We start from the raw sequence: 17226 nt of genomic DNA, 5'->3' as shown, positions 1-17226 counted from the left end.
TAGGGAATGGGGTGTTTCTGGAGTGTTGCGCCAGGTGAGGGGGCGTCGGGTAGGTCGCTGAGCTGGGGTTTTGCTCGAAGGCAGGGAAGATCTGCCACTCGGGTCGGCTGCTCGGTCCACGTAGGGACGTCAGCCCCCAGTGAGATCAGGACAGTGCCGTCAGCCCCGGAGCGAACGTGATCAGCAATGGCAGCAGCGGGACCAGTGCCGCCACCGTCGTCGTCAGTGCCCGGTGCCGGCGGAGCAGGCGCGGTGGGGGCGCCAGGAGGCGGTCCACGCGTTCGCCCAGGAGGCGGCGGCTGGAGGCGCAGGACAGGACGCCGCGGTGCTGGTTCAGTTCGATCAGGGCCAGGGCGGTGGTGAGGTGGCCGCAGCGGCGGGACGCCGTGTCGTCGGCGGCCAGTTCGACCAGCCGGTGCGTCTGGTCGCAGAAGTGGGCGAAGAGCGGGATGCGCGGGAAGCCCGTGGCGAGCGCGGTGGACAGGTGGAGCAGCCAGTCGTGGTGGGCGCGCGCGTGGCCGCGCTCGTGGGTCAGGACCGCGTCCAGCTGGTGGTCGGTGAGGCGGTGCAGCGCCCCGGTGGTCACGACCAGCTGGGACGGGTGGCCCGGCATCCACCAGGCGTCCGGGTACTCGTCCTCCAGCACCAGCATCGGTCCGCGCGCCTCAGGAAGGCCCCCGGGCAGGTCGGGTGCGCGTTCGCGCAGGTGCGCCCGGGTTTGGCCACGGCGGCGGCGGGCCTCGGCGATCTCCCGGGCGAGCATCGCCGTCGTCCAGGCGGCCCCGCAGGCCAGCAGCAGGGTGAGGGCGACGGCCCAGACCGGGGCGGTGGAGAGGTCGTACGCGGCGGTGACGGCTGGCGGCGCGGGGGCGAAGACATGGTCGCGGACGGTGTGGAAGACGGCTGCCGCGCCCAGCACGAGTGCGGTCAGACAGCACAGCAGGACCGTGGCGACCAGGCACTGCCACACCCACAACGCGACCACGGGATCCCGCTCGGGCCAGGCGGCCCGGGTCAGCGCGCGCGGCGCCGGTACGGCGGCCGTCAGGGCGACGACGCTCAGCAGGAGCAGGCAGACGGTCATGCCGGGGCTCCGGTTCCTGGTCGGAGAGGTGTACGGGTGCGGGTGGTGCGGGGCGATACGCCGGGGCGCATCGCGTGCGTATCCCCGCCAGTATGACGGTGAGACGCCGCACGAGGCAGATGTCGACCGCGATCCGGCCGCCCTCCTTCGAGTCCGGCTCCGCTGGGCTCCGGGCTCGGTGGTCCTCCCTCTCTCTACGCCCGCAGTGCCCGCCGCACCGCCTCCAGCACCTCTTCCTCCCCGAACCCCAGAGCCCGCGTCCACGCAACGAAATCCTTGGTCACCTCGGCGAGTTCCGCCGTTTCTCGGCGGCGCGCCCCCGGTGGCAGCGGAGCCACCCGTGTCCCCGCGCCACGCCGGGTCAGGATCAGGGAAGCGGCCTCCAGCTCGCGGTAGGCGCGGGCGACCGTGCCGGCTGCCAGGCCCAGGTCGGCCGCCAGCTGCCGTACGGTCGGCAGGCGTTCGCCCTCCGGCAGGCGGCCGGTCGTGATCAAGGCGGCGAGTTGGGCGCGGATCTGTTCGTACGGCGGGACGGGGCTCGTCGTGTCGACCCGTACGGCCGCCCCGCTCACCCGCGCACCCCCGGCGTCGTCCGGATCGCCGCGGCTGCCTGCACCTGGCGATCCTGCCGGTTCGCCGGGTGCTGCCACACCGCCCGGGGCGAGCAGATGGTGAAGAGCATCCATGGCCCGGTCACCAGCGAGACCAGGGCCAGTGGCAACAGCACCACGGCCCCCGCAGTCCCCACGGTCCCGTCGCACGACAAGCTCAGCAGCGAGGCCGACGCAGTCGTGGCCGCGCCCAGCAGGGAGATCGAGACGACGAGCCCCCATGCCGCGACGATCGCCAGGGTGCGGTCGCGGCGGGACTGTTCGTCGCCGGGCCGGGTGGCGATCCGCCGTAGTGACCAGCCGCAGGCGATCGTGGCGACAGCGACGGAGGCCAGCATCGGCAGGCCGTAGTACAGCCCCGGCCAGGGGCCGTGCGACTGGGTCATGCCGTGGCAGCTCAGGGTGAGCGAGCGGCCCGCCCGGCCCAGGTCGTCCGGTGAGGCCACCGCGCCCGCGACCGTCAGCACCACCACCAGCGCGCCTGCGAGGACGAGCAGCAGCCGGGTCATCCGGGGCGGTACGTAGTCGCGGACCCGGCGCGGCGCGAGCCCGGCCGTGCGGACGGCACCCCGGGCCGGCGGGGTCAGCGCGTCGCCCACCAGGACGCCGGCCACCGCGCACAGGCCGAACGCCGGGATGGCGTACAGCACCCCTTCCCCGTGGCCGAGCGTGGACAGCGGCCACGCCGCGAGCACGCCCGCTGCCAGCCCCGTCCAGCGGGCACAGCGGTCGACCGGCGCCCGGGACGCGGTGGCTGCTGTGGTCGTGTCGACATCAGTCATGGAAGTCCCCCGTGACAGCGTGACTTGTACTCACCGCTTGTATCAAGCGGTGAGTACAAGATGCTGCCCGCGAGGGACTTGTGTCAACTCCTTGCTACAAGAGGTATCTCACCCCGACACGACGCGCCCGCTGACCTCTCCCAGCCCGACCCGGCCCCCGTCCGCCCCCGGAGCCCACGCCGACAGCGTCACGACGTCGCCGTCCTCCAGGAACGTCCGCTTGCCGTCCGGGAGTTCGAGCGGGTCGCGGCCGTTCCAGGTCAGCTCCAGCAGCGAGCCGCGCTGGTTCTCCGCGGGGCCGCTCACCGTGCCCGAGCCGTACAGGTCGCCGGTGCGCAGGGAAGCCCCGTTCACCGTCATGTGGGCGAGTTGCTGGGCCGCGGTCCAGTACATGCTGGAGAACGGCGGCTCGGACACCACATGGCCGTTGATCGCGACGGAGATCCGCAGGTCGTAGCCGCCGGGCTCGATCTCCGGCGCCGAGTCGTCCAGGTACGGCAGCAGCGGGTGCGTGCGCTCCGGCGGCGCCACGCGCGCGTGCTCCAGCGCCTCCAGTGGGGTGATCCACGCCGACACCGAGGTCGCGAAGGACTTGCCGAGGAACGGGCCGAGCGGGACGTACTCCCAGGCCTGGATGTCCCGCGCCGACCAGTCGTTCAGCAGGCACAGCCCGAAGACGTGCTCCCGGAAGTCGCCGAGCGCGACCGGTGTGCCCTGCTCGGAGGGCGCGCCCACCACGAAGCCGACCTCGGCCTCGATGTCCAGCCGGATCGAGGGGCCGAAGACCGGTGCCGGGTCGCCGGGGCCCTTGCGCTGCCCGGACGGCCGTACGACCTCCGTGCCCGACACCACCACCGTGCCGGAGCGGCCGTGGTACCCGATCGGCAGGTGCTTCCAGTTGGGGGTCAGGGAGTCCTCGGCGTCCGGGCGGAAGATCTGGCCGACGTTCCCGGCGTGGTTCTCGGAGGCGTAGAAGTCGACGTAGTCCGCGACCTCGAAGGGCAGATGGAGGGTCACCGACGACAGGGGGTGGAACAGCGGTTCGATCGCCGTCCGGTGCGAGGGCACCGTCACCCACGCCGTCAGCGCGCGCCGCACGTCCGACCAGGCCGTGCGCCCGGCGGCCAGCAGGGGGGTGAGGGTGGGCTGCGCGAGCAGGGAGACGTACGGCGAGCCGAGGGCGGCGGCCGCGGCGCCCGCGTCGAGGACGTGGTCACCGAGCCGGACGCCGACCCTCCGCTCCGTGCTGCCGGAGGGCGAGAACACGCCATAGGGAAGGTTGTGCGGACCGAAGGGGTCGCCCTCGGGGACGTCGAAGGGGGGCATGGGGTACTGCCTCGCTCTCATCCGGGCCGTGCATGGCGGTGTGTTCCATGTGGTCGCGGCACACGTTACGGCCGAGTTGCGTGTCTTGGGCAGGGCACCCAAGGGGTGCCCGGAAGGTTGCTTGAAAGGTCGCTCGAAAGGTTGCTCGGACAGTGTCTAAAGAGTTCGCAATGTCCGAATAGCCCTTGTGGGAGGCGGCAATTCCGGCTTAGCGTCCTTTGGGGGACACGGACGGGGTGGGTCCGGTCCGTAGGGGGGACACGTGGGGGGACCCGTGGCCGGAGACGCCGTCAGCATGCCCGTCGAGGCGGACTGTGACGTGCCGGGCCTGATCGTCAAGTTCGGCGACTATCCGCTGCACCACGGCGGTGTCGGCGCGATCCGCAGTCTGGGCCGCCTCGGCGTCCCCATGTATGCGATCACGGAGGATCCCTACACACCCGCGGCCGCCTCCCGTTATCTCAAACGGGCGTTCGTGTGGCCGACGACCGGCGCCGAGGAGCCGGGCCATCTGGTCGAGGGCCTGCTGCGCATCGGCCGCCGGATCGGCCGTCCGACCGTCCTGATCCCCACGGACGAGGAAGCCGCCGTCCTGATCGCCGAGCACCAGGACGACCTGGCCGGTCCCTTTCTCTTCCCGCGCGTCGATCCGGCGCTGCCGCGCCGGCTGGCCAGCAAGCAGGGCCTGCACGAGCTGTGCGTGGAACACGGCGTCGCGAGCCCGTCGGCCGCGTTCCCGGAGTCGTACGACGAGATCGTCGCCTTCGCCGACACGGCCCGCTTCCCGGTGGTGGCCAAGAACCGCGAGGCGTTCGTACGGCGCAGCCGGCCCGCCGTCAACGGCACCACGAGGATCGCCACCCGCGAGGGCCTGCTCACCCTCGCCCGGGACTGGGGCGAGCAACCCGGAGTGATCCTCCAGGAGTACCTGCCGAGGGAGGAGGCCGAGGACTGGATCGTGCACGCCTGCTTCGACGCCGACTCCCACCCGCTCGCGCTCTTCACGGGCGTCAAGGTCCGCTCCTGGCCACCGCACGCGGGCATGACCGCGAACGCGTACGTCGTCGACAACCCGGAACTCGCCGACCTCGCCGCACGTTTCATCAAACAGCTCGGCTTCACCGGCATCATCGACCTCGACCTGCGCTTCGACCGGCGCGACGGACAGTACAAACTCCTCGACTTCAACCCGCGCATGGGCGCCCAGTTCCGGCTCTTCGAGAACGAGTCGGGCGTGGACGTCGTACGTGCGATGCACCTGAATCTGACCGGCCGTGCCGTACCGGAGGGGGAACAGCGCGCCGGTCACCGTTTCATCGTGGAGAACATCGACCTGCCCGCCCTCCTCGCCTACCGCCGCAGCGGCTATACGACGCCGCACGCGCCGGTGAAGGCGAGCGGGACGGAGCTGGCCTGGCTCGCGGGTGACGACCCGATGCCGTTCCTCACGATGCTCGCCCGCTTCGTGCGCCCGGGCGCGAAGCACCTCTATCAGCTGTGGCGCACCAACCGCCGCGGCAGCATCACCACTCCCGCCACGAAGTAGGCAAGGCCACGAAGGTGGCGTACCGCGTCCTGGGGAGGGACTTCGTGATTCGACCGGTTGCAGTCATCGGGGCCGGGCCGTACGGCCTGTCCACCGCCGCCCATCTGCGGGCGCGCGGCATCCCCGTCCGCGTCTTCGGCGACCCCATGGTCAGCTGGCGCGACCACATGCCCGAGGGCATGCTCCTCAAGTCGACCCCCGCCGCCTCCAACCTCGACTGCCCGCAGCCCGGCCACACCCTCGCCGACTACTGCGACGCCGCAGGCATCCGCCGGCTGGTGACCGACGAGGACATCATCCCGGTGGAGACCTTCATCGCCTACGGGGAGTGGTTCCAGGAGAGGCTGCTGCCCGACCTGGAGCAGGTCCGGGTCGTCTCCGTGGACCGCGACAAGAGCGGCGGGTTCGAGCTCAAGCTGGACTCGGGTGAGTTGTTCACCGCGCGCGCGGTCGTGGTCGCCACCGGCCTGTCCGGGCTCGCGCACCTCCCGGCCGAGCTGGCGGCAGAGGCGGCCGACGGTCCGACGCCCGCGGGTCCGGTCTCCCACAGCTCCCAGCACCACGACCTCGCCCGCTTCGCCGGCAAGGAGCTGATCGTCGTCGGCGCCGGCCAGTCCGCGCTGGAGACGGCCGCCCTCGCGGCCGAGGCCGGCGCCCAGGTGCGCGTGGTCTCGCGCGGCCGCGGCCGGGTCGCCTTCGGCGCCCCGCCCTGGGACCAGCCGAGGCTGCGCCCCGAGTCCCCCTTCGGCCGTGCCTGGTCCCTGTGGGCGCTCAGCTACTACCCCCAGCCGTACCGCTTCCTGCCCGCCCGGACCCGCCACTACCTGGTCCGCCGGGTTCTCGGCCCGCTCGGCGCCTGGTGGCTGCGCGACCGCTTCGAGGGCAAGGTCCAGGTCCACGAGGTCGAGCGGGTGGTGGGCGCCGAGGCCCCGGACGGCAGCCCGGTCCTCACCGTCAGCACCCACGGCGCACGCACCGAGCGGCTCCTGGCCGACCACGTCATCGCGGCCACCGGCTACCGCGTGAACATCGCCGCGATGGACTTCCTCGGCCATGAACTGCGCACCCGGCTGGCGGTGAGCCGGGGCACGCCCAGGCTCGGACCCGGGTACGTCTCCTCCGTCCCCGGCCTGTACTTCACCGGCCTTCCGGCGGCGTCCTCGTACGGCCCGGTGATGCGCTTCGTCTGCGGCACGGAGTTCGCCTCGCCGCGCCTGGCCAGGCACCTGGCGGCGGCACACGGCTGAGCTGCCCGGACGCTCCTTGCGCCTCCTCGGCTGCCCCCCTGCCTGAAGGAACTCCTCGGACGGGTCGGCGGCCGCGCGTGTGTGCATGCAGCCGGCGGGCCGGCCCCACGCACACACGCGCGGAGTGCTCCCACAGCAGCGGACGCGCCGAAAAATCCAGCGCCCGTGCGCACACCCACACGGTGAATCTGCGCAAGGCGGGCGCGAGAGAGGAGCGGATCGCCGCCGTCGGCACCTGGCGTGACGCGCCCTTCTGCGGCGACGCCGAGCGCATGACGAGGCTCGCCGACCGCTCCGAGGAGTCCGTGCCGGACGCGCTGCGGGACGGTGGCCGACCACTTCGACGGGAAGCAGCTCTCCGCACTGCTCCTCAGCATCTCGCGCACCAACATGTTCAACCGCGTGAACACCACCATCAGGGAGTCCGTAGGCACCACTTGGGGCTGAGGAGCACACAAGTCCAGGAACATCAGGGTGAGTCGGCGGGGCGCGCTGTCCGTATTCTCTGATCATGGCCGCACCCCCCGCATATTCACTGATCGCCACCGACCTGGACGGGACGTTGCTGCGCGACGACGACACCGTCTCCGACCGGTCGCGCGCCGCACTCGAGCGGGCGGCGCGGGCCGGCGCCCGGCACCTGGTGGTGACGGGCCGCCCGGCCCCCCGGGTACGGCCGCTCCTGGAGGGCCTCGGCAGCACGGGGCTCGCGGTGTGCGGGCAGGGCGCGCAGGTCTACGACGCCGGCGCCGACCGTCTGCTGTGGTCGGTCCGGCTGGACCGGGAACTGGCCGAGACCGCGCTCGGCAAGATCGAGGCCGAGGTGGGGCAGGTCTACGCGGCCGTCGACCAGGACGGCGTCGACGGGCTCACCCTGATCGAGCCGGGGTATCTGATGCCGCACCCGACCCTGCCCGCGGTGCGGGTCGGGCGGCGCGACGATCTGTGGTGCGAGCCCATCAGCAAGGTGCTGCTGCGCCACCACGCGCTGTCCGACGACGAGTTGGCCGCGATCGCGCGCTCGGTGGTGGGCTCGCTTGCGACGGTCACGATGTCGGGGCCGGGGACCGTGGAGCTGCAGCCGTGCGGCATCACCAAGGCGACGGGGCTGGCGCTGGCCGCCGAGCACCTGGGGATCGCCGCCGACCGGGCCCTCGCGTTCGGCGACATGCCCAACGACATCCCCATGTTCGACTGGGCCGCGCGCGGTGTCGCCATGGCCAACGCCCACCCCGAACTCAAGGCCGTCGCAGATGAGATCACCACGTCGAACGAGGACGACGGCATCGCCGTCGTCCTCGAAAGACTGTTCCCGACCGACTGACCGGGATATCAGTAGGGCCTGCCGCCGGCGCCGGTCAGTAGGCGCCGAAGACGTTGTCGATCGACCCGTAGCGCGCGGCCGCGTAGTTGCAGGCGGCCGTGATGTTCGCGACCGGGTCGTAGATGTCGTAGGACGTTCCGGCCACGTGGTACGCGTTGAACGTCGGGTCGATGACCTGGAGGAGGCCCTTGGACGGGATGCCCTTGGCCGCGTTGGAGTCCCAGAGGTTGATGGCCGCCGGGTTGCCCGAAGACTCGCGGATGACGTTGCGGTAGATGCCGTTGTACGTCCCCGGGATGCCCTTCTGGGCCATGATCGCGAGCGACTCGCGGATCCAGCCGTCGAGGGTGTTCGGGTACCCGGCGAGCGTGGTGGACGGCGTGGCGGCCGTGGGCGTGGCCGCGGAGGCGCTGGCCGCGCCGATGAGCGGGAGGGCGAGCACGGCGGCGCCGGTGCCGATGACGGCGAGCTTGCGGACGAGGCGGTTGGTGCGGGTGCGGCGGGGCTGAGCGGCAGCAAGCATGGGGACGTTCCTCTCCGTCGCCTGCGAGGTGAGCTGTCGGGTTCGGGCGGGGAGGTGCCCGGCCGTACCTCTGGGGGGAGGCACGACTTCACCCCTAGCCGTCCCGGCGCGACATGTGTCGTCCGGTCCGGCGGCTTACCTGGGTCCCCCGCTCCTGCCGTACGAATGAGTTCGTCGATGGGTGGTGTCAGACGCGGCAGGATTCGGCGTTCGTCTGACTGGCCCGGAAGCTATGCGACCGCACATGTCAGGAACAAGTACTGGATTCACCCAAAGAGGCAGTTGACCTTGATCTGTTCCGAATGGGGTACTTGATCCTTTGCGGTTGCCAACGCTCAACTGGCCGATGGGGCAAGGGGAGAACGGGGGTGGCGCCGATTGGCCGATTCGCGGCCCGCGTGACCCAATTCACGAAATGGCAAAGAGTACCAAATCAGACATGGGGGATTCGGGAGATTCGCCGGGCGTGGTGCAAAAGGAGTACTCCGCCCGCCGTGCGGTTCGCGACAAATCGGGCGAGATCCTGTTAAGTCATTGTGTACCCACACTTATCAGATGATCAAAAACATACCGGCCGTGATCCGATACCGCCCGGGCTGGACCGGTGGGCGCTATCGGTGATCGAAACAGGACCGGATACGCTGACTTGAGTGATGGCAACGACCTATCGACAAACCGTGTAATCGCCAGCAGACACCAGCAGACAGGAGACCCCTCGTGACCGTCGTCGGGCCGTTCGGGCTGAGCGTGCGGGACCAGGCTCTGGAAGCCGATGTCCAGGCCGGATTGGCGGCTGTCGAGGAAGGCTTGCTCGAAGCCACCAAGAGCGAGGTCCCGTTCATCACGGAGGCCGCGCAGCACCTCGTACGGGCCGGTGGGAAGCGGTTCAGGCCGCTGCTCGTGATGCTCGCGGCGCAGTTCGGCGACCCGTACGCGCCGGGCGTCGTGCCGTCGGCCGTCGTCGTGGAGCTGACCCACCTGGCCACGCTGTACCACGACGACGTCATGGACGAGGCGTCCGTGCGGCGTGGTGTGGACAGCGCCAACACCCGCTGGGGCAACTCGGTCGCGGTCCTCACCGGCGACTTCCTCTTCGCCCGCGCCTCCCAGATCCTCGCCGACCTCGGCCCCGAGGCGGTCCGGGTGCAGGCCCTCGCGTTCGAGCGGCTGGTCACCGGGCAGATCCTGGAGACCGCGGGCCCCTCGGACGGCCGCGACCCGGTCGACCACTACCTGGACGTGCTCGGCGGCAAGACGGGCTCCCTGGTGGCCGTGTCGTGCCGGTTCGGCGCGATGATGTCCGGCGCCGACGAGACGGTCGTCGACGTGCTCACCCAGTACGGCGAACGGCTCGGGGTCGCCTTCCAGCTCGCGGACGACGTCCTGGACATCGCCTCCGACTCGCACGAGTCCGGGAAGACCCCCGGGACCGACCTGCGCGAGGGCATCCCGACGCTGCCCGTGCTCCGGCTGCGCGAGCGGGCCGCCCGCCTCGGTCTGGCCGAGGACGTCGCGCTGTGCGAGCTGCTGGACACCGACCTCAGCGACGACGCCCGACACGCCGAGGCGCTGACCGCGCTGCGCGCGCACCCCGCGCTGGAGCAGGCCCGCCGGGACACCGTCCGGTACGCGGAGGAGGCGCGGGCGGCGCTGGCCCCGCTGCCGGAGTGCGACGCCAAGGCGGCGCTGCTCGAGCTGTGCGACGCGGTGGTGCACCGGGCCGGCTAGTCGCCCGCACACCTGCCTCGAGGGCGGTGTCACCCGCACGACCCCTACGGGTCGGGGGAGGCGCCGCCCTCGCGTGTCATACCCCAGGCGTACACGGAGTTGGCTCCGTGGTCTGACGCTTCCTCACGGCCGATTTGGTCAGATGGAAACCACGGAAATCACCACTCCTCACCGATTCGGGTGAGAATGGCGGCTCAGGTGGACCAGTGTGGGGACAGCCGCCGCCGACGACGGAGGTAAGGCACAGATGGCACCGTACGAATCCGACGAGGCAACGGGCGCCGGGCAGGACGAGGACCTGCACTCCGGACGCCGCAAGGCCGCCCGGTACGTGGTCCCGGTCGCGGTGGTGGGGGTGGCGGCGGCCACGATCGGGCTGGTCCCGGCGCTCGCCGATTCCGGTTCCCCCGATCTGCCGAAGATCAGCGCACAGCAGCTCATCGAGAAGATCGCCAAGTCGGACGTGCAGCAGCTGTCCGGCACGGTGAAGGTCAGCACCGACCTCGGCCTGCCGGACCTCGGCGGCCTGGAGAGCAGCCTGGCGTCCGGGGCGGCCCAGGGCGGCGACGGCTCCTCCGCCGACCCGACGTCCAAGCTCACCGAGCTGGTCTCCGGCACGCACACCCTGCGCGTGGCGACCGACGGCCCGGACCGGCAGAAGCTGTCGTTGCTGGAGAGCGGCGCCGAGTACAGCCTCATCCACGACGGCAAGAACGTCTGGGGCTACGACAGCAAGAGCAACGAGGTCTTCCACGGCACCGCCGCCGACTCCGGCAAGAAGCACCGGGCCGAGCCGCCGGCCACGCCCAAGGACTTCGCCGACGAGGCCCTGAAGTCGGTCGACGACACCACGTCCGTGACCGTAGACGGCACCGCCCAGGTCGCCGGACGCGACGCCTACAAACTGCTGATCAAGCCCAAGCAGTCCGGTACCACGGTCGGCGCCATCAGCATCGCCGTGGACGCGAAGACCGGCATGCCGCTCAAGTTCACGCTCACTCCGAAGAGCGGCGGCGCCGCCGTGCTCGACGCGGGCTTCACCCAGGTCTCCTTCGCCAAGCCGGCCGCCTCCACCTTCGACTTCACCCCGCCCAAGGGCGCGAAGGTCACCGAGGAGAAGGACGGGTCCCGGGCGCGCGAGCACGCCCCGAAGTCCGGTGAGGACTTCGCCCAGGGCCTGGAAGGGGCCAATGTGCTCGGCAAGGGCTGGACGTCCATCGCCACCTTCGACACCGGCGCCAAGGGCGGCCTGCCGTCCGGCTCCGAGGGCGGCGCCTTCAGCGGCTTCCTCGGCTCGCTCGGCGACCACGTCTCCGGGAAGTTCGGCAAGGGCACGGTCTTCTCCACCCGCCTGGTCAACGCCCTCATCACCGACGACGGCAAGGTGTACGCCGGAGCGGTCACCAAGGACACGCTGGTGAAGGCGGCGAACGAAGGGAAGTAACCCTTCCTGGGCCCGGGACGCTTCCTGGGCCCGGGTCGCTTCCTGGGCCCGGGACACGACGAATCGAGGGAGCCGATGGACGAACCGTCCGCCACGGAGCAGGACTCCGGGGACGCGCCGGCGCACGTCATCGCCACGCGCGGCCTCACCAAGCGCTACCGCGGCGGACAGCTCGCCGTCGACGGTCTCGACCTGACCGTCCCGGCGGGCAGCGTCTTCGGCTTCCTCGGCCCGAACGGCTCGGGCAAGACCACCACCATCCGCATGCTGATGGGCCTGATCGAGCCGACCTCGGGCACGGCCCGCGTCCTGGGCCGCCCCATGCCCCGGGCCACCCGCGCCGTCCTCCCACAGGTCGGCGCGCTGATCGAGGGCCCCGCCCTGTACGGCTTCCTCTCCGGCCGGGACAACCTGCTGCGCTACGACGCCGCCGACCCGACCGCCGACCCGCGCACCCGGCGTGCCCGCGTCGCGGCCGCCCTGGACCGGGTGGGCCTCACGGCCGCCGCCGGCAAGAAGGCCAGGGCGTACTCGCTCGGCATGAAGCAGCGCCTGGGCCTGGCCGCGGCCCTGCTCCAGCCGCGCAGACTGCTCGTGCTGGACGAGCCCACCAACGGCCTCGACCCGCAGGGCATGCGGGAAATCCGCTCCCTGATCCGGGAGTTGGCCTCCGACGGCACGACCGTCTTCCTCTCCTCCCACCTCCTCGACGAGATCGAGCAGGTGTGCACACACGCGGCGGTGATGGCGCAGGGCCGCCTGATCACCCAGGGCGCGGTGGCCGACCTGGCGGCCGGTGCGCGCGGCCGGCTGGTGGTGACCACCCCGGATGCGGGCGAGGCGGCCCGGGTGCTGAAGGAACAGGGCGTCGGGGACGTCACGGTGGACGGCGACCGGGTGACCGGCGAGCCGCCCGCCCAGGACCTCGCCGAGGTGAACGCGGCATTGGTCACCGCCGGCGTCCGGGTCCGGGGCTTCACGCTCGAACGGGCCTCCCTGGAGGACGCGTTCGTGGCACTGACGGGGGAGGGATTCGATGTCGCGGGCTGAGGCACTCCAGGCACCGGCCGCACCGGCCGCACCGAACGCAGCGGCCGGCTCCGGCCGTCCGAACCCCCTGTGGACCTTCGGGCTGCTGCGCAGCGAGCTGGTCACCACCGTCCGCCGCTGGCGCACGCTCGCGCTGCTCGGGGTGCTGGCGGCGGTGCCGGTGCTGGTCGGGATCGCGGTGAAGATCGAGACGCGGGGCGGTTCGACGGCGGGCCCGAGCGGCGGCGACGGGCCGGCGTTCATCGCGCAGATCACCAACAACGGCCTGTTCCTGGTGTTCACGGCACTGGCGGCGACCCTGCCGTTCTTCCTGCCGATGGCGGTCGGCGTGGTCGCGGGCGACGCGATCGCCGGCGAGGCGGGCGCCGGCACCCTGCGCTATCTGCTGGTCGCCCCGGCCGGCCGCACCCGCCTGCTGCTCACCAAGTACACGACGGTCATGGCCTTCTGCGTGCTGGCCACCCTGGTCGTGGCCGTCTCCGCACTGATCGTCGGCGCGCTGCTGTTCCCGCTCGGCGACCTCACCACCATCTCCGGCACCCGGATCAGCTTCGCCGAGGGCCTGGGCCGGGCGCTGCTGATCGCGCTGGTCGTCGCCGCCTCACTGGTCGGCATCGCGGCCCTCGGCCTGTTCGTGTCGACGCTGACCAACAGCGGCATCGCGGCGATGGCGACCACCGTGGGCCTGCTCATCACCGTCCAGATCCTCGACCAGATACCCCAGCTGCACGCGCTGCAGCCGTACTTCTTCTCCCACTACTGGCTGTCCTTCGCCGACCTGATGCGCGCCCCCGTCTACTGGGACGACCTGGTCAGGAACCTCGGCCTCCAGGCGCTGTACGCGGCCGTGTTCGGCTCGGCGGCCTGGGCGCGGTTCACGACGAAGGACATCAGCGCGTAGCGGACGCCGTCAGCCGGCCTCGACCTCGTGCGGGAAGCGGGCGAGCGGCGCCTCCTGCGCGAAGAACGTCTTGGCGCGCGCGAGCGCCTCGGTGTCCTTCCGTACGTCCCCGGGCGCGCTGCCGTTGCCCAGCAGCACCCCGCCGAAGCGCATCCCCATGTAGGCGGCCGAGTTGTTGAGGGTGCCGACGAGCGGGTCGGCGACCGACGGCTCCCGGTCCGCGTGCGCCGCGACACCCCACAGCGTGCGTCCGGCCAGGGTGGCCTTGAAGTCGAGGCCGGGGGTGCGCAGCCAGCCCGACCAGTAGTCCAGGTAGCGCTTGGTGAGGCCGGACACCGAGTACCAGTACAGCGGCGAGGCGATCACGATGTCCGTGGCCGCGAGCGTGGCGTCCAGCAGCAGGCCGGTCTCGGTGTCCGAGGGCGCCCGTACGTGGTCGCTGTCGTGCCGCAGGTCCACGAAGTCGGGCAGCGGATGTTCGGCGAGGCGGATCCACTGCTGCTCGACGTCACCGGACAGCTGCGCGGCGGCCTCGCGGGCCAGCAGTTCGGTGTTGCCGTCGAGGCGGGCACTGCCCAGGACGAACAGGAAGCGGCGGCTCATGGGTCCCCCAGAGTGAGCGATGTCATTCACGCCATTTCGTGAATACCGGCGTCTGCATTTTATGCACACGCAAGCAGTGTGTTTCAAGGGGTCGCAAGTCGCCTCCAGGGTGCGGCTGGTGCGAGGCTGTGACGTCGTGGTGACGCGGGAGCCTTGCTGAGCCGACAGACTGGTTTGTAGGACGCGTACGACCGGATCGTGACGCCGGGGGAGTGAGGGAACCGATGTCTCGACTCAGCTTCGAGAAGAAGCGGGTGCAGCAGTCCGTGGCACACCCTGCGGTGGTGCAGGTGCGGGTGTCCGGCGCGGGCAGTGCCTCGGTGGGCGGGGCGGCGGTCGTCGCGGCACCGGGCGAGGAGATCCAGCAGGCTGTGCTGAACCACCTCCAGCGCCTGGCCATCAGCCTGGGCGCCCCCATACGGGCGACGATCCACGACGACCGTGCCGGCTGCGTGGTCCCTCTCGAAGTCTCCGCGGACGGTTCCAGCAGGGTGGCGGGAGACCCTGTACGGGTCGCTCCACGGGGCGCGCGGCCGGTTTCCCCGGTCACGCCAGGCATGGTGCAGGCGCCCACCGGGCAGTTCGGCCCGCCACCCGTCATGGACGCGCCCCCGGCTCGGACTGCCGTACCGGAGGCCGCGGACATGCGCCCGGCTCAGGCTGCCGTACCGGAGGCCGTGGACGAGCGCCCCGCCTCCGCCGCCGTACCCGAGCCCGAGCCCGCCCCGAAGCCCGACCCCGCACCCGCACTCGCCCCCGAGCCCGCCCCCCTGTTCGACCCCGAGCCCGCCCCGGCCTCGTCCCCCACTCCCACCCCCGCGCGCGGTTTCGACGCCGTGGCCGAAGAGGTGCTCGGGGACGAGCCCGTGACCGAGACGGCGGAGGGGGCCGAGTTGCTGACCGAGCCGATGGCGCGGATCAACGAGGCTGTCCGGGACGGTCGTATCGACGCCGCGGCGGAACTCGCCGAACGCACGGTCGTCGAGGCCACCGGGGTGCTGGGCCCCCACCATGCCGAGGTGCTGCACCTGCGCGAACTGACTTCCTACATCGCCTACCTGGCGGGTGACCCGGTCCGCTCCTTCCACCTCTCCCTGGACCTCGCCCGGCTGCGCCGGCAGGCCGCGGACGCGGAGGCTGCCTACGGCAACGTACGGAGCGCGGCCACCGCCTGGCGGGCGGTGCGCGATCCGGAGGAGGGCCTGCGCATGGGCCGCGACCTGATCGACCTGTGGACGGACCTCATGGCGGAGCCGGGACCCGCGGCCGAGGACCCGCAGCCCCTGGAGTCGGCCCGCGCCCGCATGGTCCGCCTGACCGACCGCGCGGCCAAGGCAGCTCAGGCGTAACCGGCCCGCACGCCCCCGCCGGGCTACTGCACGCAGAACTCGTTGCCCTCCGGGTCCGCCATCACCGTCCACTCGCCGGCGGGCTCCTTCACCTCGCGCAGGACCCGCGCGCCGAGGGCCTCCAGTCGCGCCACCTCGTCCGCGCGCCGTCCGGCGCCGGGGTGCAGGTCGAGGTGGAGCCGGTTCTTGACGGTCTTCGCCTCCGGGACGCGCTGGAACAGCAGCCGCCGCCCCAGCCCGGTGCCGGAGTCCGGGTCGTAGGGGTCGTCGGGGTGCCGTACGGCGATCAGGTCACGGAAGGCGGGGCGGCCGTGGTGCTCGAGGGTGGCCTCTTCGGGCAGCGCGCCGAGCGACAGCAGCCGTTCGACGAGCGCGCTGTTGTCCTCGGCCGTGTAGTGCAGCGCGGCGGCCCAGAAGTCGGCCTGTGCGTGCGGGTCGGCCGCGTCGATGACGAGCTTCCAGTGCAGTGGTGCGGGCGTCTGTGTCGACATGGGTACCACTTATAGCGCCCGCCACTGACATCCGGCCCTCGGTCATGCGGCCCGCCACTGACACCCGACCCTCCGTCAGGCGGCCCACCTCGTCAGGCGTCCATTCCGTCAGGCGTCCAGCCCCGTCAGGCGTCCACCGGAGCGGAGCTGGCCGTCTCGGCGCGGGGCGGTACGACCATCGCCCTCGGCCTCCGCGCGGCGCGCAGCGCGTCCGAGGTGAGCAGGACCAGCGCCAGCCAGACCAGCCCGAAGCCGGCCCAGCGCGCGGCGGGCATGGCCTCGTGGAAGTAGAGGACGCCGAGCAGGAACTGGAAGACGGGGGCCAGGTACTGCAGCAGTCCCAGCGTGGACAGGGGCACGCGGATCGCGGCCGCGCCGAAGCAGACCAGTGGCAGCGCGGTGACGATGCCGGTCGAGGCGAGCAGGGCCGTGTGCCCCGCTCCCTCGCTCGCGAAGGTGGAGCCGCCGTGAGCGGTGAGCCAGAGCAGGTAGCCGAGCGCGGGCAGGAACTGGATCGCGGTCTCGGCGGCCAGCGACTCGATGCCGCCGAGGGCGACCTTCTTCTTCACCAGCCCGTAGGTGGCGAACGAGAAGGCGAGACAGAGAGAGATCCACGGCGGACGGCCGTAACCGACGGCCAGCACGACCACGGCGGCGACGCCGACCCCGACCGCCGCCCACTGCACGGGCCGCAGCCGTTCCTTCAGGATCAGCACACCCATCGCGATGGTCACCAGCGGGTTGATGAAGTACCCGAGGGACGTCTCGACCACGTGACCGGCGTTCACGGCCCAGATGTAGACGCCCCAGTTCACGGTGATGAAGGCCGCCGCGAGCGCTATGAGGCCGAGCCGCCGCGGCTGCCGCAGCAGTTCCCCGGCCCAGGCCCAGCGCCGTAGGACGAGCAGGGCGACGGCCACGAAGAGGAGGGACCACACCATGCGGTGGGCCAGGATCTCCAGGGCTTCGGCGGGCTTCAGCAGCGGCCAGAACAGGGGGACCAGCCCCCACATGCCGTACGCGGCGAAGCCGTTCAGCAGGCCTGCCCGGTGCTCTCCCTTGGTCGTCCCGGCCACGGGCCCCTCCTTCTCGCCTCACTCACGCACGCGAGAACGAAGGTAGCGCCGAGCACCCCCGCCTGTCATGCCCGTATCGGCATACGGTCATGACATGCGGGGGTGGGGGGTCAAGCGCTTGAGTTGCCGGCCCTTGAACTG

16 protein-coding genes and 1 riboswitch are annotated in these 17226 nt (G+C 71.6%); of the genes, 8 read left to right on the top strand and 8 right to left on the bottom strand.

Annotation, left to right across the window (positions count from 1 at the left end):
* Positions 1–145: 145 nt before the first annotated feature.
* From CRP49_RS09480 to fahA, 4 genes are all read right to left on the bottom strand, one after another.
* Positions 146–1084 (bottom strand): M56 family metallopeptidase, encoded by a 939-nt coding sequence (locus tag CRP49_RS09480; RefSeq protein WP_097252980.1) that lies wholly within the window; start codon positions 1082–1084, stop codon positions 146–148.
* A gap of 194 nt (positions 1085–1278) precedes the next feature.
* Positions 1279–1656, bottom strand: coding sequence for a GntR family transcriptional regulator (locus tag CRP49_RS09475; protein WP_097252979.1), 378 nt, complete (start codon positions 1654–1656; stop codon positions 1279–1281).
* Positions 1653–2477 carry a hypothetical protein gene (locus CRP49_RS09470; RefSeq protein ID WP_179851556.1) on the bottom strand — a complete coding sequence of 275 codons (825 nt, stop codon included), beginning with the start codon at positions 2475–2477 and terminating at the stop codon, positions 1653–1655. Before CRP49_RS09470 ends, CRP49_RS09475 begins: the two co-directional genes overlap by 4 nt.
* A 108-nt stretch (positions 2478–2585) precedes the next feature.
* A complete protein-coding gene (gene fahA, locus CRP49_RS09465; protein WP_097252978.1) occupies positions 2586–3803 on the bottom strand; it encodes a fumarylacetoacetase in 1218 nt (405 codons plus the stop codon).
* 295 nt (positions 3804–4098) lie between these two features.
* On the opposite strand from fahA, the gene CRP49_RS09460 reads away from it, so the two are divergent.
* The 3 genes from CRP49_RS09460 (at position 4099) to CRP49_RS09445 (ending at position 7920) form a co-directional block, all read left to right on the top strand.
* Entirely contained in the window at positions 4099–5349 is a 1251-nt protein-coding gene (locus tag CRP49_RS09460; RefSeq protein WP_097252977.1) for an ATP-grasp domain-containing protein, read from the top strand.
* 44 nt (positions 5350–5393) lie between these two features.
* Positions 5394–6596 carry an FAD-dependent oxidoreductase gene (locus tag CRP49_RS09455; RefSeq protein WP_097257270.1) on the top strand — a complete coding sequence of 401 codons (1203 nt, stop codon included), beginning with the start codon at positions 5394–5396 and terminating at the stop codon, positions 6594–6596.
* Positions 6597–7107: 511 nt separating this feature from the next.
* Positions 7108–7920 (top strand): HAD family hydrolase, encoded by an 813-nt coding sequence (locus tag CRP49_RS09445; RefSeq protein WP_097252976.1) that lies wholly within the window; start codon positions 7108–7110, stop codon positions 7918–7920.
* Positions 7921–7954: 34 nt separating this feature from the next.
* Here CRP49_RS09445 and CRP49_RS09440 read toward each other — a convergent pair whose 3' ends face one another.
* Complete coding sequence (locus CRP49_RS09440) at positions 7955–8443, bottom strand: transglycosylase SLT domain-containing protein (protein ID WP_097252975.1); 489 nt, start codon at positions 8441–8443, stop codon at positions 7955–7957.
* A 5-nt stretch (positions 8444–8448) separates the two neighbouring features.
* Positions 8449–8662, bottom strand: a riboswitch (cyclic di-AMP (ydaO/yuaA leader).
* A 498-nt stretch (positions 8663–9160) separates the two neighbouring features.
* Here CRP49_RS09440 and CRP49_RS09435 point away from each other — a divergent pair.
* The 4 genes from CRP49_RS09435 to CRP49_RS09420 all read left to right on the top strand — a co-directional run bounded on the left by CRP49_RS09435 (position 9161) and on the right by CRP49_RS09420 (position 13566).
* Positions 9161–10171 carry a polyprenyl synthetase family protein gene (locus CRP49_RS09435; protein ID WP_097252974.1) on the top strand — a complete coding sequence of 337 codons (1011 nt, stop codon included), beginning with the start codon at positions 9161–9163 and terminating at the stop codon, positions 10169–10171.
* A 247-nt stretch (positions 10172–10418) separates the two neighbouring features.
* On the top strand, positions 10419–11615 hold the full coding sequence (locus tag CRP49_RS09430; protein WP_097252973.1) for an outer membrane lipoprotein carrier protein LolA: 1197 nt from the start codon (positions 10419–10421) through the stop codon (positions 11613–11615).
* Positions 11616–11690: 75 nt separating this feature from the next.
* The gene (locus CRP49_RS09425; protein ID WP_097252972.1) at positions 11691–12665 is read left to right on the top strand and encodes an ABC transporter ATP-binding protein; all 975 of its coding nucleotides are present in this window, start codon (positions 11691–11693) and stop codon (positions 12663–12665) included.
* Entirely contained in the window at positions 12652–13566 is a 915-nt protein-coding gene (locus tag CRP49_RS09420) for an ABC transporter permease (RefSeq protein ID WP_097252971.1), read from the top strand. Before CRP49_RS09425 ends, CRP49_RS09420 begins: the two co-directional genes overlap by 14 nt.
* Before the next feature lie 9 nt (positions 13567–13575).
* On the opposite strand, the gene CRP49_RS09415 is transcribed toward CRP49_RS09420, so the two are convergent.
* The gene (locus tag CRP49_RS09415) at positions 13576–14169 is read right to left on the bottom strand and encodes a flavodoxin family protein (RefSeq protein ID WP_097252970.1); all 594 of its coding nucleotides are present in this window, start codon (positions 14167–14169) and stop codon (positions 13576–13578) included.
* 224 nt (positions 14170–14393) lie between these two features.
* Here CRP49_RS09415 and CRP49_RS09410 point away from each other — a divergent pair, with 224 nt between their 5' ends.
* Positions 14394–15518 (top strand): hypothetical protein, encoded by a 1125-nt coding sequence (locus CRP49_RS09410; RefSeq protein WP_257033344.1) that lies wholly within the window; start codon positions 14394–14396, stop codon positions 15516–15518.
* A gap of 23 nt (positions 15519–15541) precedes the next feature.
* Here the strand turns inward: CRP49_RS09410 and CRP49_RS09405 are convergent, their stop codons facing one another.
* Positions 15542–16009: a VOC family protein gene (locus CRP49_RS09405; protein ID WP_097252969.1), complete on the bottom strand. Its 468-nt coding sequence runs from the start codon at positions 16007–16009 to the stop codon at positions 15542–15544.
* Positions 16010–16134: 125 nt separating this feature from the next.
* Positions 16135–17085 carry an EamA family transporter RarD gene (rarD, locus tag CRP49_RS09400; RefSeq protein ID WP_097252968.1) on the bottom strand — a complete coding sequence of 317 codons (951 nt, stop codon included), beginning with the start codon at positions 17083–17085 and terminating at the stop codon, positions 16135–16137.
* Positions 17086–17226 lie beyond the last annotated feature (141 nt).

It is taken from the genome of Streptomyces sp. Ag109_G2-15 (assembly GCF_900215565.1).
GTDB lineage: Bacteria > Actinomycetota > Actinomycetes > Streptomycetales > Streptomycetaceae > Streptomyces > Streptomyces diastatochromogenes.
This window is presented reverse-complemented; position numbering and strand designations above follow the sequence as displayed.